A 21475-nucleotide genomic window follows, 5' to 3' on the forward strand; every position below is an offset into this window, starting at 1 on the left:
GCCAAGCAGCCTATGACTGGTTTTTGCTATTTTTACTTAGAGGTATTTCGGCAGCGCTTAACAAAAATATTCCTGAGTCTTTTCTGATAATTGGCAACACAAATAAAAATAAACCGATTGAGGAATTAATCAATTTTACAATTCCAGAGTGCTGTTATTCCGGTGGTGTGTGAAGATTCTTTTTTCATGGAAAACAAAACCACTCTGTGTTAGATAATGCTTTTTTGTTGTATTTGCATCTGGATTTCTGGAATTATCACGTTTTCGGACAATTCCGCTAAGCTCTGTGACATAAGGGTTTGTGGACATTTTGGAAATTAAGATGCGTAGACTCTCTGAAATTTTCATTGGATTGCTCAATACTGAATTTCATGACGTTCACCCCGTAGGTGAGATTTTGATTCTTTCTTTAGAAGCATTTAACTCTTTTTTACGGGATTTTATGCGGATTTTAGAGGTTTTTCTTTAGTTTATTGCTGTGGATTCAAGAAGTTGACCCAAATAAACTTCGAACAATCGTACTAAAAACTGTTGAGGAATTTGAGATAGAATGAGAGGATTGAGTCGAAACCTGAGCAAGTGACCATTACAATTTAGGGCGGGTATTACTCTTTCTATGGTAGAAGATTGTATGAGAGAGAAAAATATATCATTTGAAGATGCTATTAGTTATCTTATCAGCGTAGGTTGGAAGGCACATCGGCTATTTAATGAAGTCATGGTCTCAAAAAAGTAATAGCTGAGGTGGTAGGACAAGCTTGAATTAATACAAAAAATTGTCAGAGATGCTTAAAAACTAAAAATATGTCTCATGGAGGTTAAATTGATTAAAGAATATGATATTGCTTTTTCTTTTGCAGGTGAAGATAGGGACTTTGTAAGACCAATAGCTATTGAGCTAACCAGACATGGAGTTAAAGTATTTTATGATGAGTTGGAACAAGTAAATTTGTGGGGGAAAAATCTATATCAGCATTTGTCCCAAATATATTCTTTCAAAGCTGACTATTGCGCTATATTTATTTCAAAGTTTTATGTAGAGAAGTCCTGGGCTAAGCACGAGCTTCGTAGTGCACAGGAAAGGGCTTTTGCACAGGATGCAGAATATATATTGCCAATAAGGCTAGATAATACTAAAGTGCCTGGAATATCTGAAACAACTGGGTATATTGATGCTCGTAAGTTTTCTACCAAAGGGTTAATAGATATGTTTCTAAAAAAACTAAATTACCCATCTACTGCTCACAAAAAAGCTAAAAAGGAAAAGAATAATAGTGACCCAGAGCTTCTGTTTTTACAAATTAGAAGCATTATTAATTCCCTGGATCCAATTGACCTCTTTCCAGAAGCTCCCTCTGACGAGTATGACCCAGAAATAAGAGACATAATAACCATTTTACCTGAAATAAAGTCAATATCTGAGCTAACAATTAAAATTCATTCAATCTTTGTTAAATGGTTTGATAAAAAAATTGTAGGTAGTATATCTGATTATGAAAAGGTAGCTTATGAGATATGGTGTTTAACTCATGAAAAAATGGAAAGTGTATACTAGTTCGCAAGCTCTACAGAAAAAACAAATAGGTTACTGTGGGGCTTTTTTTGAGAAGACTTGACATTTTTTTACTAAACTTTGAGAAGCTGTTACGTTATAACATGATTTATAAAAAATACAACCAATTGAAAGACATTGAAAACCAGCTTGGGCTGTGCAAAGCAGTCTGTTTAGCTGGTTTTATTGTTTATAAGAGGTAATTTACCTCTGTAACGTGGTGTGGTGTAAAGGAGATAAAAAGAGGTATAGTACAAACGTTTTGTAAAAAATCTAGGAGAGTGAAACGGTGGAAGTTGATAACTTTATGCTTGGAAGGACTATGGGGGGAATCCTTCGGTTAGAGAATGCACAGGGTATTTGTGCATATAATGACGCGACAATATATGGATTGATTAATGGTATTGAACCATTTATTGATGAATTCTTTTCTATCGAACTATAACCGAAGCCAAATTGATGTTATTGCTAGGTAATCATTTTTATCATAAGCTATTTCATTAAAAAGTTCTCGGATAAAAGCTATGATCAAATAAAAAACACTACAAACAATTTAATTGACACAAGACTTACAAATACAAGTCAATATGTAATAAAAAGGTGTGAGCTAAATGTACATATCTCAAATAGAAATATTTAATTTTCGAAGCTTTCAACAGAACGTTATAGAATTTAATGAAGGTATGAATGTTATCATTGGACATAATAACGCGGGCAAAACTAACTTACTCAGTGCATTAGGACTTATATTTAACCAAAACCAACGGTACCGTCCTGATGTGGAAGATTTCAATAAAAATATTCCTATATGCCACTATCTTACTAAAAATGAAAAAGGTATTTATATACCTCCTAAAATAACAATTAGTGTTTGGATTCAGGAGTCTTCCGAGTTTTCTAACGAATTATCTGATGATAATAACGTGATCTATGCGTGGAGAATTATAGTTGATAGACCATATTTGGCAAAGCTAACTTATGAGTTCTTTTTACCTGAGGGAGCAATATTTGCAAATTACCAGAAGGACATTCAAAAATTAGTAGATGAAAAAAAAGATATTGAAATTGATTTTTGGGATTTGTTAAAAAGAAAATATATCAGAAAATACATTTCGAGAATTTATGGGGGAGATGAAAAATTAAGAAATAGAGCGAATTCAGAAGAATTAAGTAAATTTGATTATCAATTTTTAGATGCTATTAGAGATGTTGAAAAAAAACTATTAACAGGTAAAAATATTTTGCTTAAAGAAGTATTAACTTATTTCCTGGATTACCAGTTAGAAGGAGAGAATGATGCGGAATTACAAGATGAAAGAGAAAAAAGATATGAAAATTTTCGAGAAGAATCAGGAAAGCTTATTAAAAGTTTAAAGGAGCGAATCCATACCGAACCAATCTTAGATTATGCAAAAAATGTTGGAGCATCCATTGAAGGAATCCCTAATTTTGAAGGGCGAATTAATGAGGTCGAATTATTTTCTGCATTAAGCCTAATAATTGAAAAGGAGACCGGAATAAAGATACCTGTTACGCATAATGGATTAGGTTATAACAATCTGATTTACATGTCTATTTTACTAGCAAAAATGCAAATGCAGTGTACAGATTATGTAAATGAAGATGAACAAAAAGTATTTCCTATGTTACTTATAGAAGAACCCGAAGCTCATCTTCATCCTGCAATGCAATACAAATTTCTCAAATTTTTAAAACAAAAACTAAAAGAAAAAGACAAAGTTAGACAGATATTCATTACTACTCATTCCACTCATATTACTGCAGCAGTTGATTTAGACGAAATAATTATTTTGAATATTGCTCAACAGCAAAAGTTAAATGTATCTTACCCAGGAAAAGTTTTTGATTTAGACTCAGAGGAAGATAAAAAGTCAAAAGCGTATGTTAAAAGGTTCTTAGATGCAACGAAATCGGATATGCTTTTTGCTAAAAGTATCATCATGGTTGAAGGGATTGCTGAACAACTATTGTTATCTTGTTTTGCAGATTATGTGAAAAAGGAAAAGCATATACCAGTCTCTTTAGAAGATAATCATGTTTGTGTCGTCAATATAAGTGGTAGGTACTTCAATCATTTTCTGAAGCTATTTTATTATGCAGAGCAGGATCCATTAAGAAAATCTGCAATTAATAAAAGGATATCTTGTATTACAGATACAGATCCTACTAAAAGAAAAATAGAAAAGAAGGCAAAAAATACCAAGTGCTTCCCATTCGAATTACAATCCAACCCTAAAGAGTATACCTATAAGGATGAATCAACCGTGCTTTTTGAATTAAAGCAAAAACAAAAAGATCATAATAATATTCGTATATTTTCTCAACTTAAGGGTAAAGGAAAGACATTTGAATATGAACTAGCCTATTGGAACCCAACTTGTCAACTACTGTTGACAGATTATGTGTCCAACAGGAATGAACTGGAGTCATTGATGTCATTATACTTGGATGGAAAAGACCTAGATGAAATGTTAACAAGAGTAAAATCAGAAAAACTGATTTCAAAAATTAAAGCAGCACCTCAAACCTGGGAAGAAAAAGAAAAGAAGAAAGCTCTCATTGCAGCAAGGTATTTGCAATCAGTTGAAAGCAACAAAGGTGAACATGCACTTGAATTAGCATATCAATTAAGAAAAAATCTCGAAAAGGGACAGCCAGTCAGTTTTAGAGTTCCACCATACATTGAAGAAGCAATACTCTGGGCTTGCGGTCAAGAGGAGGGATAGTATGGAGGAAAAAATCGATTCAAATACTACTATTCATATTGAGCAGCATTTTAAGATTATTGCTGGGCCAGGTGCTGGTAAAACTCATTGGTTAACAAATCATGTAAAAAACGTTCTGCAAAACTCAACACGATTAGGCCGTACAGCTAAGATAGCTTGCATTACCTATACAAATGTGGCTTCGGAAGAAATACGTTTAAGATTAGGTGAGACTGTTGGAGAAAAAGTTGAAATAGGAACTATACATAACTTCTTATATAAATATATTGTTAAGCCCTATGGATTTTTACTTAAAGACGAAGAGGGGATTAATTTAATTAATCTTGAAAAAATGGATGGTCATGATGAGCATATACCAAATATCTCAATAATAAAGAAATGGATCGATAGTGAATTAGGTCGTAGAAGATTTTATTTACTTAACGATGATCGCATTGAAAGGTTCCTACAGTGTCTAAAAAACTTTGATTGGATTTTAGAGCAAGATGATTGTCTAAATTTTCAATTGAGATCAGAATACAAGAAGACTGCAAGTAATATTCGACTTCCAAAATTGACTCAAAAACAACTCCTTACGTACAAGAAGTATTATTGGAATAAAGGTCAAATTCATCATGAAGATGTCCTTTATCTTGCTTATAGGATACTAAAAGAGAAACCAAGTGTAATAAAATTTTTAAGTTATAAATTTCCTTATCTTTTCATTGATGAATTTCAAGATACCAATCCTATTCAAACTTCAATTGTAAGAAGATTAGCGGCTGAAAAAACTATCGTTGGTGTGATTGGTGATAGTACACAGTCAATATATAAGTTTCAAGGAGCTAAGAGAGAAGACTTTGAGGTTTTTGAACTTAATGAATTAAAAGAATACTACATGCCGGATAATCGACGTAGTACAAATAATATTGTGAAATTTCTACAAAACATTCGTGACGATGAATTAGTTCAAAAAGCAAAAAAGAATAGAGAAGGTGCTAAAGTAACCGTATTAGTTGGCGATCAATCAAAAGCTCTACAATATGTAAGCAAGATAGATCATAAAGCGTGTGTATTAGCAAGAAATAACGAAACCGTAAGACAATTGAAATACTCATCAACTCAGGAACTAGGGGATCTATGGGTTCGTTCAAGAGTTATTGATAGTAACTTTCAACGACAAATGTTTATTTACTATGCTGTATTTGCTGTAGAATTAATAGAACAAAAAAAATATGAAGAAGCTTTGAGTCTAATGAAAAAAATATTCAATTATCATGCGAATGGCAGTAAAATTACCCAAAAGAAAAAAAGAAGCTTTGCTATTCAAACAATAGAGAGGCTTTATTCCTTAAGAAATCAAAACTATAAGAAAACACTATATGAATACCATAATGTTACATTAGAAGAGATCTTAGAGCGATTTGATGTTGAATCACCGAGTGCTAAAATCACAAAAAGAGGGAAAAAGTTTTTCGAATTTGCTAATCAATATACATATCAACATATGGTTCAGTCTTTACGTTTACAAGAAGATGAAAGTCTGATTAGGACCATCCATAAGGCCAAGGGATGTGAATTTAATACTGTCTTAGTGGTATTAGAGAAAAAGAATTTAAGATATTTATTTGAACCGAAAATTGATTCGATTGATGATGATACAAGAATTTTGTATGTAGGTTTTAGTAGGGCAAAGGAAAAATTGTATATAAATATTCCCTATTTAGCTGATGATAAACATTCAATATTATCAGAATGTGAAATTATTGATATTTAAAAATTGAAACTTTTAAGTGAATATCAATGATTAAACATTGACGGTTAATCTTCATTTTATGTAAAATTATCAATCTGTTTGATTACTGACGAATGTTGCCCTAGAGTATATAAGTTTAAGCATTAAAGACTTTTAGTTTTTTAAGTATTCTTTCACGAAAGCAACCAAGTGGCTGGTTTGTGTGTTTAGTAGAGGAAAAGGTTATCATTCGCTCATCGTCTGGGATTGGCATTACAATTTGGAGAGGTTTTAATGATTGTTGTGGATTTTAGAAAGGGGTTATTTAATGCAGGTATTTTACTTTATCCTTTTTATAATAGTTTTTATTGTGTTTTCTATTATTTTCAATTAACGTCATATAAAAAATAGAGTTACTTCTTTTAATTACATTACTTATATATACGAAGACCAGAAGAGTATATATAAATGAAAGCCGTTATACATGTGAAATATAAATACATAGTAAGTGTTGATGGATTACAGAACCTAGAAGAAAAAATAAACTACAGAAGAATTGCAAGTAATAACAATACTTACATAAAGGTGGGGGTAAAATGCAGATTGACTTTCATCATGGTGTGATCTATGTACTTGCTCGATTGGCAGGTTTTGAAAAAAGAGATGCAGATATTATTGCTTACTGCTCACAATACGTAGATGATGCAACTCTTAATGTTCCCATCCGATTTCTAGACGGTGCACTTTACAAGCCATTACAGTCGGCGCATAAAATGCTTGACTATCGAAACTTTAACGACTTAGCATATTCATTAGTTTGGATCCCTTTTCATTTTCTTCCTGGCAACGGCAATTTAACAGCCAGTGAAGGGAAAGAGCTTGACTATGTTAAAAGGATAATATGCAGAAAAAATAGTCCGTTAGCTCAAGATATGATACGAGATTGTATCGAAAAGAAAAGCGAAACAACGGGGCTCTATCGTTTTGGAATCGCATTGCATACTTATGCGGATACTTGGGCACACCAAGGTTTTGCAGGAATTCAAAGTGAAGTAAATAAGGTTAAATACTTACGTAGAAATAAGATCGACGAGAAACTCATAGATAAGTTATCGACGTTTTTTGGCAGCAACTTTGATAAAGCTCAAGGTATATTCTTAAATGCAGCTCTTCCTTTAGGTCACGGAACAGTTCTGAGTTATCCAGATCGACCTTATCTCACATGGAGTTACGAAGATCATCAAGGAAGCGAGATCCTCAAGAATAATCCCGAAATTTATATGGAAGCTGTTGACCATATTTATGAGGCCATGAAAAGATATCTAATAGATAATCCTTATGCAGACGTTGAGGGAGTGCCTTCTGAGGAGCGAAAGAAAATTGAGGATTACTTACGAACTATTGATTTTACAAGTGGTGAGGAACGCCATCGGGAATGGTTAAAATTAATACGGGAAGGCAAGTTTTCTTTTGGACCAGAATATGTAAGCTATGCAAGTGATGGAAGAGGTTCATGGGAGTTTGAAATTACAAATGGCTATGATGTTGAAACAGATATAATAAACTCTCACAAATTTTTTGAAACAAGTCATTGGAGATACTTCTATGACGCTATTAGAGATCACTACTACTTCCTATTACGCAAACTCTTTCCGAAATATGGCTTGCTAATTGCCTAGTTTAACAAACAAACATATCAAAAGAGTATGAGGAAGTAATTCCGGGATACTAACCTATAAGAAATATCAGATATTAAAAATCAGAATCTTACAATATTCGACAGGATTTTACCCTTTGATATGGTATAATTTTATTGTATTGATAAAGAAAAACCAGCCTGGTGGTTGTTCCTAGCAACCATATGGCTGGTTTGTGTTTTTTCCTAAAAAAGTCTTGCATAAAAAGCAGGAGTGATCTTTATGGAATTAACCCGTCAAGAAAAAAATGTTTTGGCGTTCATACAGAAATACGTTTCAGAACATAGTTATCCGCCTTCAATTCGGGAAATTTCTGATGCAGTAAATTTGAAGTCAACGTCTAGTATACATAGATATATTAAAATACTTGAAAGTAAAGGACATTTACATGTGGACCCTAATAAACCGCGAACTATTGTGCTCAAAACTGATGAAGAATTTGAGTTAGAACCAGAGATTGAACCAGAACCAGTGACCATTACCATTGAGGGTAATACGCTTTCTATGGTGGAAGATTGTATGAGGAAGAAAAATATTTCATTTAAAGATGCGACTTGTTATCTTATCAGTATAGGATGGAAAGCTGATCATTTGGTTAATGAAATTGTCCCAAAAAAGGATGAGTGAGTTGGTTTAGAGCAGACAAGTTTTGAACTACTACGAGAAAAGCGGAGAGACCTCAAAGTGTATCAAATCTTTCTTGTCAAAAGTCTCTACTCAATCAAATTGAAGAGTGCAAAGCATTGCTAGTTTAAGAATAAATTAAATTTTTGGACTTAAAAGGATGTGAGACTATGTTTGAGAAGGAAAAAAGCAAAATAAAATATGATCTTGATGAATTTATCATTTGTTTTGATAGTAATGTGTGGCTTGACATGTATAAACTTCCTCCAGCAATAATCGAAGACATCATAATTGCTATTTCTAACAACGTCCAATATTTTTGGTTGCCAAATCAAGTATATATTGAGTTCACTCAGAACGTCATTAAAAATCGAGATTACACAATTAATCGTTACAAAAATATAATTGAAAATAGTTGCCAGCAACTAAATGATGCCAAAAATAAAATTAATCAAGAATTGAAAAACTTATACACAAGCAATATATTAACCAACGATTATTTTAATCAAAAGTTTTTAAATGAAATTGACACTTTACGAAGTAATTTTAAGAGCGATTTATCAATCTTGGCATCTGAATATGAAAAAGATCTAAAAGTAATTTCTAATGATAATGATATTATTTCAGATTTAGTTGAAGAGCTTAATGAATTAAGAAGTGAAAAGCCTTTTTCCACAAAAGAACTCTTGTCTCTATACGTAGAAGGAGAAACTCGCTTTAAATATAAGCTTCCTCCTGGATACACAGATGAAAAGAAAGAGAAAAAGAATAATCAAGAAAATAGTAACGATTATTTAGTAAAAAAATATGGAGACTTAATAATCTGGAAAGAAATCCTTCGATTAATGAAAAATAGCGAAAAAAACTTACTATTTGTACAAAATGAGAAGAAAACAGACTGGTGGGAATCCTATAAATCAAAAAAAATAAACAAGTTTTTAGTTCAAGAGTATTCTGAAGTAACCAATAATAAAAGTAAAATATACATGGTTGATTTCGTGGAATTTTTAAGTTTATGTGGTAAAGAATTTGGATTAGAGGCTGAAACTATTAATGACTTGGTTGCTAAAGCAAAACTAGAAAAAGATGTTCTGGAATATATTGAATTTAACAAGCTAAATATTTTAGAAGAACAATTAGAAAATAAATATTTGAATGATAGCAATAAGCTGTATGATTTATTAATTGATTTTAGTTTTTTCGGTGGTTCAGTTAGTGATGTAGAATGTACAGAATTATTAAATATAAATATGTTAAATAGTGAGATAGTATTTGATAAAGCTTGGGAAGAAAAATATATAAAATTCGAATTTGAAGTTGAATTTAATTCATATATTACATCTTATGTAAATAAGTATGTTTGTCATAGTGGACAAGCCATTACAAAGTTTAAGATAAATTCTAAAATAGATTTTACGATTAACTATATTCATTTAAAAGCGAATCCCTCTGCAGCATTTGAAATCATTGATTGTGAATTTTATGATGAGGAATTGGTTGAATCTCATAGTAATGAGTATGAGATCGACGTAGATGTAGATGAAGACTTATTTAGAGACAGATAGGATTTTATATTATGCCAAAAAAGAGCGACCAGCCAACATACAGAGGATATTTAAGAAAATTCTTGGGGCTGTCATACAGTTATATATGGTTTATCAGTAAGAAATAAGTTAGGAGACGCTCATGGCAAGACCGAACATAGTCCTAAGCCTTCTCCAAGCCATACGGAATTAGTAGCTTAATCTGCAGGAGCTATGGCAGTTTTTTAGGATGTCTGAGTTGCTTAGGAGGGAGAAGCTTGAATTACTACGAAAAGTGTATCAACTCTTTCTTGTCCAATGTCTCTACGAAGATGTCTGCACTTTATCTTCCAGTTATGTTTCTTTCGTTGATTGAACTATTGGAAGATCACTACAAATTTGATGTTGTTTACGGAGATCATATTCAAGTGACAAACACTAGAGTAAAAATCTCCTATTCATTGATAACTTCCTACTTCTTATCCTATCTGCTACGAATTAGAAAAGAGATTCCCTCTATCAAAATGGCACCAACAAAAAATAAGACACATGATGAAGCCTTTATCGAGGATCAGCAAGGCTTAAAGATCTTGCTTTAACAGGTCAGATTCTTTTTTCACCTCTCTTTGAGCAAAGAGGGAAGACCGTTCTTGGTCGGATGAGAAAGTCTGATAACGTTTTTCCCGTTTTTGAGAGACATTGTCCGATTTTAGCCTGTGAAAAGATTCATATAGAAATGGATATTGCAGCCGTTGATGCCATAACAAGCAATTCTGTGCTGTACACTTCTATGGGTGAGTTAATTTGCTTTCAGTACCTTAGTAGGATCTCCTATAATTACGATTTGCGTGAGAAAATCGAGCAATACTTCATCCGAAGGTGATAGCCGTGTGGACTTTCCGAGCAAAGCAAAGTCTTATGTAATTGATTTTCAAGAGAACCGTTGTTATTACTGTGAACGAGTATTAGATGGTAGTTCCTCTAAAAGTCAACCAAGGGCAGATCACTTTATACCCTGGGTTTTTGTAAAGACATCAACTTTAGAAAATCTTATTTATGCTTGTAACGACTGCAATGGAACTAAGCTTCATCGATTGCCTAAATTGGTTTATTTCAATAAACTCTTGCAACGGAATGCTTCTAACGGAGATTTTATATTGAGTTATCCTGAGCAGATTCCTAACTGGACAGAACGTGTTGAGAGATGGGTTAAGAATTATCATCAGGCATCGGAACAGTTGAGTACGGGGTGGGGGCCATGATAAAAGGCAATGGTAGTAACTGTATATTTTCAAAAAAATATTGCAATAAAAATTATTTAGAAAAGATTTGGAGGAAGAAGTTTAATGGACTTAAAAAAAAGATGGCAAGCAGTCTTTATTTTCGCATGTCAAAAATTTGCCAAGCTAAAATGAGTGTAATTGATAAAAATTCAAACGAGAGTGCTCTAGTTTTTTATCCTGATCTATAAAAAAACCATTTTAGTTATAAAAATCAAGTAGGGACCGTTCAATATATAGGTGCAAGTAAACGTAACCCATACGGAATAAAATCAGTAGAAGTGCGAATTTATCTTATTGCGATGGAAAAAGCAAATGCATTAGAAGACATGAAGCCTTTTATGAGCGCTTGGAGCTATAAAAGTAATAAAAACGATCCCTATCTACATATTAACTTAGTTGATGAAGTAGATGTTCATAAGCATGTAACGCCTGTGCTAAATGCTTTTTCGAAAAAAATGAGTACTCAATTGGGTTAAGTTTATGATGAAGTGCCTGTGCCTGTCGTACCAGAGAGTTTGAAAGAGCTCTCTAGGTATTCTTAAAGCTAGACTAAAAAATTTTGTAAAACAAGAAGAAATAGGCGAGGTGCCGGGACTTGCAACAACAAAAGAAATACATATGTCAGTTGGATTATGTAGTATTTTTATTAATACAAGCTTAATCTTGACTTATCATAGGATTGAAAACCAAAGGAGTAATCTAAATGAGTTATAAACCAAGAAAAATTAGCATAAGGAGTGAAAAAAATAAATATTATTGTAATTTGTATCATCAAAACTTGTATTCTATTAAGGTGTACTTTCAAGAAAAACAATTAACTCTAATGGATTTAGACACTTATTATATGGAACAAATAAATAATAAGTTTGACGGGAAAATAGGACATAAAATAGAGGTATTACCCTCTGTTTATTATATAAAGACAGCATTTTTAAATAAAAATACTTCTAGAAGAAACTATGATAGCAAACTAAAAACATTATTAAATGTAATATATAACCACTTATATAGTAGGCAAATATTTAATATAACAGTAGATGTAAAAAATATCAGAGATAGATTTGAAATGGTTGATTCTAGTGAAGTTTTTGAAGAAAATGGTTATTATACAGATAGGAAGTATAGAACTGAAAATAAATTTCTAGACCCAAAATATTTGCCATATCCTGATACGCTGGGTAAAGGGCCAGGTAGATGTGTTATTTGGAGTATTTTTTCTGTTCTAGGATTGTTAGACCATGGTCATGAAGTGTATAGTATATTTAGTCATAGAAAAATGTTTGAAGTGACGAGTTATAGCGATAGATTATTAAATGCATGTCTTAATTCACAACATTGTGGCGAAATTATTAAAAAGATGCAAAAAGGTAAATATAAAGCAAAATTCGAAACCAAAGATGAAAATTTTGATGATGATATTCAAGTTAGTTATGAAAATGGAAGGTATATGCTATCAGAAGGTAAACATCGAGTTTGTATGGCTAAAAGATTTAATATTAATAGCATACCTGTTGAAGTTACCATAACAACAGTTGATGAGGAAAGTTACGTTAAATCGAATTTACTAATACCTCAGCGATTCTATAAGAAATTTATAAATTGTGAAAATATCCTTACGGAATGTTACGACAGATATAAAAAACTCGGTTTAGATAGGGAGGATGTACGTACTTTAAATGAAACCGCATCTAATTCTAATTATGTAGATTATTTAGAAAAAATAACGAATAAAAATATTTTGCTTTTAGCAAAGGAGCAAAGGAAAAAAAAGATGATAAATTTTTAGAGAAGTATATAACAGATAAAGTATAATGAATGTCTATTAATAATTTATTACAAGAAATAAGAAAGTTATGTTGTGAGTTGGGTTAATTTGTAATAGATGTTATGGAGAAAAACTTCCTAGAACCATGCCTCTAGGAAGTTTTTCTTTTTTTTATGCTGTGCAAAACTTCTTAGAACCCGTAAAATAAGTATAGAAAAACACTTCCTAGAACCCGGCGATAAAAGGAGCATTCAACTATGTTCAATGAGTGGCTACAACAAGATGGAAAAAACATTAAAACGATTCAGTCCTACAATCAATCTTTCACCGAACTTAAGAAATGGTTAGAAGGAAGATATGGACACTTTGCTCAAGACCAAGTGACACCGCTAGATCTACACGAGTGGATCAGTCACATGCAGATCGTGCAAAAACTTGCCCCGGCAACGATTAAAAAGAGAATTGCAGCCGTCAAGGTTTACTGGTCATATTTGATAGATACAAAACAGACAACCTATGACCCAACAAGAAAAGTAAAAGCAAAGAGAGTAAGAGAATCAGAGGTAGCGCCTCGATGGCTGACCAGACATGAGCAAGCAAAACTTTTAATGACGATTGAAAAAGAAAAAAGAGCCTTTAACCGGATACGAAACCTGGCCATCGTACAATGCATGCTTCAGGCAGGACTCCGTATATTTGAGGTCGTGGCTCTGGATGTGAGCGATATAGACTTGCAGCGAAGAACTTTGGTTGTTCGACGAGGAAAAGGAAATAAGTATAGAGTTGTTCCTATTAATAAGGATCTTTATCGTTCATTACTTGAATGGCAAGAAAATGCTCAAGTAGAAGATCCATTGTTTGTGTCACAACAAGGAAAGAGGATTACAGAGCGATCCGTTCAATATGCGTTACGTCATTATTTTGATCAGATCGGGTTAGAAGATGCGACAGTTCATAGCTTGAGACATAGTTTTTGTAAAAACCTGATTGATGCAGGCCAACCTATACAGGTGGTGGCTCAGTTGGCCGGCCACTCTTCAATTGAAGAAACTCGAAGATATGTAACTGCAAGTGAACAGGAACTGCGGGATGCTGTTGAAAGGATTTCATGGGAAAGATAAAAAAAGTCGAACGCAACAAAGATACACTCGGATTTGACGGGGTGAAAGTAGTCAAAACTCGAGACAATATCTGCATATCCGAAAAAACTTGGTGAGCATTAGAGAACCAGTTATGAATAAAACTTATTAAGCCTTTAGTTTGAAAAGTAATATGAGGGTAGGAGTATGATACGTTAATTCATATGGGCATGGGGCTTATTGCTTCATGTGCAATCGCTATAATAAAAATTGACCACTAGAATAAAAAACGCTAGAAAAAAAGTTGACCACCCTGACCATCAAACCTGCTAAGCTGGAGTTGACGAGACAACAGCAAAGGCAGGTAGAAAAGGATGATCAAGGTGGATACTTATAAGTATATCAAAGATCTTCACATTAAGAAACGTGAGTCGATCCGACAAATTTCTAGGGATACTGGACTTTCCCGACAAACAATCCGCAAAATCCTATACGGTTCGGTAGAAGAAGTTACACAGTACAAAAGAAATGTACCGCCACCAGCACCACTTAAAGAACAATATGCCCCCATCATAAGAGATTGGATAGTCGAGAATCTAACAGCCCCACCGAAACAACGCTACACTGCGAGCCGCATCTTTGAACGACTCCAAGAGGAGAAAGGTTTTATAGGCGGTGCATCAACAGTTAGGGGTTGGGTAAAGGAAATAAAGCATGAATTGAACATTGAACGTATTGAGACCTATGTCCCTCTAGAACATGACCCCGTTGGTCGTGCTCAATGTGATTGGACCCCTGCTGTGGCAAGAATAAACGGTCAGGACATTAAGGGCGATTTATTTTTAATGCGGTTTAGCAACAGTAGTGCTTTTTATATCCGGTTTTACCCACACCAGAGACAAGAAGCATTTTTTGATGCCCACGAGAAGACATTTGCATTCTTTAATGGCGTGCCACAAAGTATTCTCTACGATAACCTAAAAACTGCAGTTAAGCGCGTACTTGTAGGACGTAAACGAGAAGAACAGGATTCTTTTGTCAAGTTCCGTGCTCACCATGGCTTTGATAGTGAATTTTGTAATCGAGCCAAAGGAAACGAAAAAGGTAAAATTGAGTCTCTAGCTCGCTACGTTAAGTGGCACGTTTTCACGCCAGTACCCGAATTCCCTACTATCGAGGCCCTCAATAACTGGATAGAAGAACGTTGCCGCAAACTAAATGCCAAGCCAAGGGGACGGAATCAACAAAGCTTTTGGGACGCCTTTGAGCTTGAAAGAGACAAGCTATTACCCATCTCCGTTCATACATTTGACTGTTGTACCAGAAAAGAAGCCAAAGTCAACCGTTTTAGCCTGGTGCAGTTTGACCGTAATCAGTACTCAGTACCCACCGAGTACACTGGTAAAATGGTCACCGTAAAAGGCTATGTGGATAAAATAGAAATCTATTATCAAAAAACAAAAATAGCTACCCATGAACGCTGTTACGACTCAGGAAAGCAAAAGTTTCTATTAGAACATTATCTCAAGCTTTTAGAACGTAAACCTCGTGCTGTTGGACAAGCAAAACCGGTACGGCAAGCTAATCTTCCTAAACCCTTTGCCAAGTACCATGAAGTGGTTCAAAGTATGGACCCAGAAGAAGGAGACCGCCAGTTTGTAAAGGTACTGTTATTACTAAAACGCTTTCCTGTCCACATAGTAAGTGAAGCTCTAATCTCAGCTGTAAAACAAAACAGACTTAGTCCAGTAGATGTAGAACAGATCGTCGACACAATTGATAAACCAAGTACGAAAACAGTAAGCAGCACCAATACAGAGGTTCTAAAACCAACTGGCCAAGTAGCTCCCACCCAATTGCAACGTTATGCGAGCTTGGTTAAAGGTGGTGTTGGGGCATGAACCAAATGACGATTTCACATTACCTAAAGGAGTTACGTCTACCGGCAGCAGCAAAAGCACTGCCCAACCTACTGCGGGAGGCACAAGATCGAGACTTTAACCATCTAGAGTTCTTAAGTGCTTTACTCCGCCAGGAGCTAGACCAGCGAGAGGAAAATACCGTTGCCAGAAGAATTAAACAAGCACGTTTTCCACAGATCAAAACTTTAGAAACCTTCGACTTCAGTCTAATATCCACAGTGAGTAAATCCCGTATCTTAGCTCTAGCCCAAGGTCAATACATAGACGAAAAGCGACATGTAATTTTTATGGGTAACTCTGGGACAGGAAAGTCCCACATAGCTAGTGCTCTCGGTCTTGCAGCCTGTCAACAGGGTCGTAAGGTCCGGTTTTACCAAACAGCCCGTTTGGTTGAAGAACTAGTCACGGCTCGAGAAGAACACCGCCTCTTAAAGCTTGAAAAGGAGTGGATGCGAGACGAGGTTGTAATACTTGATGAACTGGGCTATATCCCCTTTAGCAAAACTGGAGCAGAATTACTATTTCAGTTTTGTTCTACAAGGCATGAACTTGGTAGCATCATCGTTACAACCAACCTAGACTTCGAAAAGTGGCCTGAAGTGTTTGGGGATGTACGTTTGACGGAAGCCCTAGTTGATCGGTTGACCCATAGGGCCGACATCCATCTGATGAATGGAGAAAGCTACCGTTTTCGTGAGACCATCCAACAAAAGCCAACATCAAACTTACTCCAACAACCTAACGGAGATTAACGCTAGGGTTGAACTGTAGTCAGAATTATCTGTCAGTTTACCGTTGTATCAGGAGGCTGGTCAACTTTTGCTCTAGCATAGGTGGTCAACTTTTGTGTTGACGAAACCATTCATGCTTTTGTTTTTAAAATACTGGCCACAATTTGGAGGAAAAAGAAGGGATGTATTGAAAAATAAATATGTGAATTTATACTATAAGATTGGTGGTGTAGAAGGAATATGGATAGTCTGTTGGTGAAAACTACGTTTGAGGAAGATTATTTGTACAGAACTTATTCGAAAGTAACGAGTAGTCCCGACATCGCTTTTACTGAGTTGATTGCAAATTCATGGGATAGTGGGGCTTTAACTGTTAAAATTATCATTCCAGCAGAAGCCGGGGATTTAATTACAATTGAAGATAATGGTAATGGCATGACATACCAGCAATTTTTAAATAGATGGATGAAGCTCGCTTATAATAGATTAAAGCACCAAGGTGCCGATGTTGAATTTCCAATAGACGTTCAAGCGACAAAAAGACGTGCTTATGGACGGAATGGTATAGGAAGACACGGGCTATTATGCTTTAACAACATGTATGATATTGAAACTTGGAGAGATGGTTCTGGAAATAAATTTACTGTATCGACTGCATCGAATGAGCAACCAATAAAAATTATTAAGCATGAACAGTTTGAGAGAAAAGGTCATGGTACTAAATTATCAGTGCTTGCTAGTAGAAACCTTCCCAATTCAGATGAAATGTTAGAGATATTATCTGCTAGATTCCTTTATGATCCACAGTTTGTAGTTTATATTAATGAGCAGAAGTTAGATTTGTCTGAAAACAAGAGCGCAACTAATGAGATCATACAGATAAATGATGAGATTGAACTTAAAGTGACAATTGTAGACTCAAGTAAGTCTGCTCGTAATACTATGCAACATGGGGTAGCTTTTTGGGCAGGTGGTAGACTTATTGGGGAGCCATCCTGGTCATATGGGAAATTTGTTTTTGCAGATGGTAGGCGAAAAATTGCCAAAAGATTCACATTTATTGTTGAGTCAGACGAATTATTTGATGAAATACTTCCAGACTGGACAGGCTTTAGGAATTCTTATCTAATGAATGAAGTTTATAGAAAACTGAATATCTATGTGTCTAACATATTTCAAAAAGCCTTTTCTGAAGATATTGAAGAAGTTCAAATGGCAGCATTAAAAGAGAATATTGAGGATTTAGAGGCGATTTCAAATTCTCCTATAGCTAAATATGAAGTTTCAAAATTTATTAATGACGTAACCAATAAAAAGCCAGATATACCTCAAGATGCACTTAATGTAGCTGTAGCGGCCATGTTAAACATTGAGAAAAGCCGTTCAGGAGTAGCTTTACTGAGTAAACTTTCAAAAATGTCCACAGAGGAAATTACGGCACTTAACTCATTGCTAGAGGAATGGACTGTAAGTGATGTTTTATCGGTAATAAGTGAGATTGATGCAAGAATTACTACAATAGAAGCAATAACAAGACTGAGTGGGGATAAAACAGTCGATGAACTTAACACACTGCATCCAATAGTATTGCAGTCTAGATGGCTTTTTGGACCTGAATATGACTCTATTAATTTTGTATCAAATGTCTCATTAAAAAAAGCTATAGAACAATTGTTTGGGCAGAAAGTGATTAAAGATGAATTTGTAAATGAAAGAAAGAGGCCAGATATAATTGTTCTTTCTAATTCTACAGTATTAGCAGTATGTATCGAGGATTACGATGACGGTGCAAATTTAAATTTTATCGATAAAATACTAATTATAGAATTAAAACGAGGCGGGTTTAAGCTTGGGAGAGATGAAGTAACTCAAGCACAGTATTATGTACAGGATTTACTTAATTGTAGTTTTGTGGCTAAAAATACGATTATACGTGCATATGTAGTTGGAGAAACAATTGAACCTAAAACAGAACGGGTATTAAAAATTGGCGAAAATGACAGAGGCAGAGTTGATGTTTGTACTTTTGCTCAGCTTATTGATACTGCTCAACGGAGATTATTTAATCTCAAGAAAATTTTGAGTGAGCATTATGAGAAAATTGATAATGATAATATAGTTGCTAAAGCACTTAAAAAGCCAAAGCAACAGACGATTCTATAAAAGGTAATGAAAGATATAACCAAGGGACGGTATGGAAGAAACAAGTAAAAACCTTGAAAAGTATCCTTGTCCGAAGTGTGGCAAGCATAGCTTATTTGAAACTGGAATGATGATGCATAGGGATTGACTTGACAGTGGTAGTCGTTTTCTCAAGATAAATAACAAGATATTACAAGTAGATTAGCTTTATTAAAGGGGCAACCTATTCCTGGAGGTGATGTGTCTTCATCCAAGATTGGCTTGAGTCTAGACGACAGCGGAGAGAAGAAGAGGTAGAGCGTATTCGTGGTCACTTTAGAGAAAAGCAGGAGAAAAACAAGAATTTTGAGAAGGACCTTATATTTTTCTTAGAGCAAATTGAGGCTGCTGGAATTCAAGTTCCTGAAAGTGTAAAAGAACATCTAATCAAAAAGCTAGAGGGAACAAAAGAATCACACAAATGGCATGAAGATATTATTAAGAACCTCCACTAAATTTAAACGTTCTCGCTAAACTTGGCGAGAACGTTATTGCGGTCTAGTCTATGAGTTCAAAGCACTTTTTTACTGTATCAACCAAAATCATATGCAACATTACAAAATTCGACAATATATTCTAGTTATTTATGGTACTATATACCTTGATGACACTTGGTAAAAACAAAGGATAGGTATCTATCCTTTAACTGGACAAATACTAATGAGTTGTATCATGGTGGAGCATCTTTGTTCGAACCCTAAAATCTTTCTAAAAGAGATACAACGTTGCCAAAAAAAACAAAAAAGACAAAAGCAGTTGACATCTTAAAAGAAAGAGTCAACTGCTTTTTGTTCTTAGAAAAAAAGGAGGCATCTTTGTGAATGATTCATTGCACATAAACATCTTACCATTTCTTGTAGAAACTGTTTCAGGCAATACAGAAATCTATCAAACGATTGATCGTATATACGAAAAGGATAAAAGCAAATTTCATCAATTAGCTCGGGAATCGGAGTTTTACAATCATGAGGCCGTTATTTCATCTTCTTTACAAAGAGAAATTTATGGAAAAAAGGTACTCGGAATATTATTAGATGAATCAAATAACGAAAAGAACATACTTGAACTCGTTCGAAAAGGATGGAAAAGGATCTATGGTTGGGTAAAAGCAAATCAAAGAATAGATGCTGAATATCTAATGAAAGTGCTTTTCCGTGAAAAATCACAACAGGGCTCAGAGCCTTCAGATTGTGAAATAAATGGTTGGACAGCCATTATTATAGTGACAAGTAGGGCAATGGGTAAAGAAATCGTAGAGACAGATGGATACAATAAAATATTAAACATAATGAATGCTCGATTATGGTTTTTAGAAGGCCATCAAAGGTACAGTTTTGAAAGATTGTCTCTCGACGAAAAGCAAAAAGTACAAAGAATCAAAAAAGAAGTCTATAAGTATGCAGGGGTAAGCTCTGATTATTATGAGATTCGAGAGGCAAAGAATCCTGAAATATTAAATTGGTATCAAGCTTACGCATTTCTCTTCGACGTTGAGAAGCTATCTTCGTCAATTGTCGAAGAAGTGAATCTATCTGAGGAAGACATTAATTGTATCTTGGGAACTTATTACATACGTTTTCGGAATCAAAACAAAGATGAAGCATCTAAATATTTTATGGGAGCCCATATTATTATGGGTTTATTAAAGGCTTACAAAAAGGCAAAGAAGGAGTATTGGAAAAATAATAATGAGACTAATTATCTTGATATAGAAGCTCTTCACCAAGAACTTGACCAGTTACATGAAGAAAAAAGAAATCTCGAAAAGAGGCTATATCAAGTTGAAGAAAAAAATAGTCAATTGGTCCGGAAGGTTGAGAGTGAATACAAAAGAGCTTATGGTGAGAGTAGGGACAAGCTACGAGAGCTTGAAAATGAAAATACAAAGCTTAAAAAACAGTTAACCACGGATCAACAAGAAGCTCATGAATTAAGAGAGTTATTCTTTCGATTAGATTCAAGTGAAGAAGATTTTATTACGAATGAGAGTACAGTTGACTTATCTGCTGTGAGAGGTGTGATAGTAGGTGGCCACGAACGTTGGCAAACTAAAATGCGCGAAAAATTAAAGGAATGGCGCTTTGTAAGTACGGATGCGCTTAATGTGGATGTTTCTATACTGAATCAGGCCGAGATAATTTTCTTCTTTACGGGATACTTAAACCATGCCATGTACGATAAGCTAATCACGGAAGCAAAGAAGTTAGATGTGCCTGTTGGGTATTTGTCGGCTGTTAATGAAGAAGCGTCATTGAAAGAGATATCAGAGCAAGTAGAAAGAAATAGCAAGAGGAGTCCGTACTCGTATTAATTTAAAAAGATAAATATAGACTTGCCCAATTTGAGAGCCATTTAAGGTTATTTGTACTTATACTTTAATCGAGGGAAGCCTTACTATTGGTAAGGAAACCATCAACAACAAGGCTTCTTGAGTGATTGCCTAGGTATGTGCAAGAATTTAAAAATTTAAAAGCGCCAGAACTTGATTATCTGGCGCTTTTAAAGCGACAAGCTAATGGCCGGGCGGCGTATCCGGCATCTCTGTTGACTCACCTAAAGGCAAGCGCATGGGGAACCTTTCCCACCTCAAAAGCTTGTCAGTATAAACGTATGTCGTTTAACTTAATTTTAGCACTGTAAAATTTACTTTACAAGAG

General features: G+C 34.5%; 18 protein-coding genes. All 18 read left to right on the forward strand.

The window, feature by feature from the left end; all coding sequences use genetic code 11:
• Positions 1 to 301 precede the first annotated feature (301 nt).
• The 18 genes from FTV88_RS00580 to FTV88_RS00670 all read left to right on the forward strand — a co-directional run bounded on the left by FTV88_RS00580 (position 302) and on the right by FTV88_RS00670 (position 21458).
• A complete protein-coding gene (locus FTV88_RS00580; protein WP_162007824.1) occupies positions 302 to 469 on the forward strand; it encodes a hypothetical protein in 168 nt (55 codons plus the stop codon).
• A 354-nt stretch (positions 470 to 823) separates the two neighbouring features.
• Positions 824 to 1555 (forward strand): toll/interleukin-1 receptor domain-containing protein, encoded by a 732-nt coding sequence (locus FTV88_RS00585; RefSeq protein WP_162007825.1) that lies wholly within the window; start codon positions 824 to 826, stop codon positions 1553 to 1555.
• A 286-nt stretch (positions 1556 to 1841) separates the two neighbouring features.
• Entirely contained in the window at positions 1842 to 1997 is a 156-nt protein-coding gene (locus FTV88_RS00590; RefSeq protein WP_153723905.1) for a hypothetical protein, read from the forward strand.
• 166 nt (positions 1998 to 2163) lie between these two features.
• A complete protein-coding gene (locus FTV88_RS00595; protein ID WP_153723906.1) occupies positions 2164 to 4299 on the forward strand; it encodes an ATP-dependent nuclease in 2136 nt (711 codons plus the stop codon).
• A 1-nt stretch (position 4300) separates the two neighbouring features.
• Complete coding sequence (locus FTV88_RS00600; RefSeq protein WP_153723907.1) at positions 4301 to 6055, forward strand: UvrD-helicase domain-containing protein; 1755 nt, start codon at positions 4301 to 4303, stop codon at positions 6053 to 6055.
• Between the two features lie 554 nt (positions 6056 to 6609).
• Entirely contained in the window at positions 6610 to 7692 is a 1083-nt protein-coding gene (locus FTV88_RS00605) for a DUF6765 family protein (protein WP_153723908.1), read from the forward strand.
• Between the two features lie 240 nt (positions 7693 to 7932).
• Positions 7933 to 8337 (forward strand): LexA family protein, encoded by a 405-nt coding sequence (locus FTV88_RS00610; protein ID WP_153723909.1) that lies wholly within the window; start codon positions 7933 to 7935, stop codon positions 8335 to 8337.
• A gap of 167 nt (positions 8338 to 8504) precedes the next feature.
• Positions 8505 to 9899, forward strand: a complete 1395-nt coding sequence (locus FTV88_RS00615; protein WP_153723910.1) for a PIN-like domain-containing protein — start codon at positions 8505 to 8507, stop codon at positions 9897 to 9899.
• A gap of 236 nt (positions 9900 to 10135) precedes the next feature.
• Entirely contained in the window at positions 10136 to 10456 is a 321-nt protein-coding gene (locus tag FTV88_RS00620) for a hypothetical protein (protein WP_153723911.1), read from the forward strand.
• A 291-nt stretch (positions 10457 to 10747) separates the two neighbouring features.
• Entirely contained in the window at positions 10748 to 11119 is a 372-nt protein-coding gene (locus FTV88_RS00630) for an HNH endonuclease (RefSeq protein ID WP_162007826.1), read from the forward strand.
• A gap of 299 nt (positions 11120 to 11418) precedes the next feature.
• The gene (locus FTV88_RS00635; RefSeq protein WP_162007827.1) at positions 11419 to 11616 is read left to right on the forward strand and encodes a hypothetical protein; all 198 of its coding nucleotides are present in this window, start codon (positions 11419 to 11421) and stop codon (positions 11614 to 11616) included.
• Between the two features lie 227 nt (positions 11617 to 11843).
• The gene (locus tag FTV88_RS00640) at positions 11844 to 12926 is read left to right on the forward strand and encodes a hypothetical protein (RefSeq protein ID WP_153723915.1); all 1083 of its coding nucleotides are present in this window, start codon (positions 11844 to 11846) and stop codon (positions 12924 to 12926) included.
• A gap of 236 nt (positions 12927 to 13162) precedes the next feature.
• Positions 13163 to 14026: a tyrosine-type recombinase/integrase gene (locus FTV88_RS00645; RefSeq protein ID WP_153723916.1), complete on the forward strand. Its 864-nt coding sequence runs from the start codon at positions 13163 to 13165 to the stop codon at positions 14024 to 14026.
• A 332-nt stretch (positions 14027 to 14358) separates the two neighbouring features.
• Positions 14359 to 15885: an IS21 family transposase gene (istA, locus tag FTV88_RS00650; protein WP_153723917.1), complete on the forward strand. Its 1527-nt coding sequence runs from the start codon at positions 14359 to 14361 to the stop codon at positions 15883 to 15885.
• On the forward strand, positions 15882 to 16658 hold the full coding sequence (gene istB / locus FTV88_RS00655; RefSeq protein WP_153723918.1) for an IS21-like element helper ATPase IstB: 777 nt from the start codon (positions 15882 to 15884) through the stop codon (positions 16656 to 16658). Before istA ends, istB begins: the two co-directional genes overlap by 4 nt.
• Before the next feature lie 219 nt (positions 16659 to 16877).
• Positions 16878 to 18800 carry an ATP-binding protein gene (locus FTV88_RS00660; RefSeq protein ID WP_153723919.1) on the forward strand — a complete coding sequence of 641 codons (1923 nt, stop codon included), beginning with the start codon at positions 16878 to 16880 and terminating at the stop codon, positions 18798 to 18800.
• Between the two features lie 835 nt (positions 18801 to 19635).
• Positions 19636 to 21129 (forward strand): hypothetical protein, encoded by a 1494-nt coding sequence (locus FTV88_RS00665; protein ID WP_153723920.1) that lies wholly within the window; start codon positions 19636 to 19638, stop codon positions 21127 to 21129.
• 137 nt (positions 21130 to 21266) lie between these two features.
• Positions 21267 to 21458, forward strand: a complete 192-nt coding sequence (locus FTV88_RS00670) for a hypothetical protein (RefSeq protein ID WP_153723921.1) — start codon at positions 21267 to 21269, stop codon at positions 21456 to 21458.
• Positions 21459 to 21475: the final 17 nt, after the last annotated feature.

The organism is Heliorestis convoluta (assembly GCF_009649955.1).
GTDB classification, from domain to species: domain Bacteria; phylum Bacillota; class Desulfitobacteriia; order Heliobacteriales; family Heliobacteriaceae; genus Heliorestis; species Heliorestis convoluta.

Coding starts and splice junctions, on each gene's coding strand:
- FTV88_RS00600 (WP_153723907.1), top strand. CDS start 4,301: ATGGAGGAAAAAATCGATTCAAATACTACTATTCATATTGAGCAGCAT.
- FTV88_RS00640 (WP_153723915.1), top strand. CDS start 11,844: ATGAGTTATAAACCAAGAAAAATTAGCATAAGGAGTGAAAAAAATAAA.
- istA (WP_153723917.1), top strand. CDS start 14,359: ATGATCAAGGTGGATACTTATAAGTATATCAAAGATCTTCACATTAAG.
- FTV88_RS00645 (WP_153723916.1), top strand. CDS start 13,163: ATGTTCAATGAGTGGCTACAACAAGATGGAAAAAACATTAAAACGATT.
- istB (WP_153723918.1), top strand. CDS start 15,882: ATGAACCAAATGACGATTTCACATTACCTAAAGGAGTTACGTCTACCG.
- FTV88_RS00660 (WP_153723919.1), top strand. CDS start 16,878: ATGGATAGTCTGTTGGTGAAAACTACGTTTGAGGAAGATTATTTGTAC.
- FTV88_RS00605 (WP_153723908.1), top strand. CDS start 6,610: ATGCAGATTGACTTTCATCATGGTGTGATCTATGTACTTGCTCGATTG.
- FTV88_RS00610 (WP_153723909.1), top strand. CDS start 7,933: ATGGAATTAACCCGTCAAGAAAAAAATGTTTTGGCGTTCATACAGAAA.
- FTV88_RS00615 (WP_153723910.1), top strand. CDS start 8,505: ATGTTTGAGAAGGAAAAAAGCAAAATAAAATATGATCTTGATGAATTT.
- FTV88_RS00595 (WP_153723906.1), top strand. CDS start 2,164: ATGTACATATCTCAAATAGAAATATTTAATTTTCGAAGCTTTCAACAG.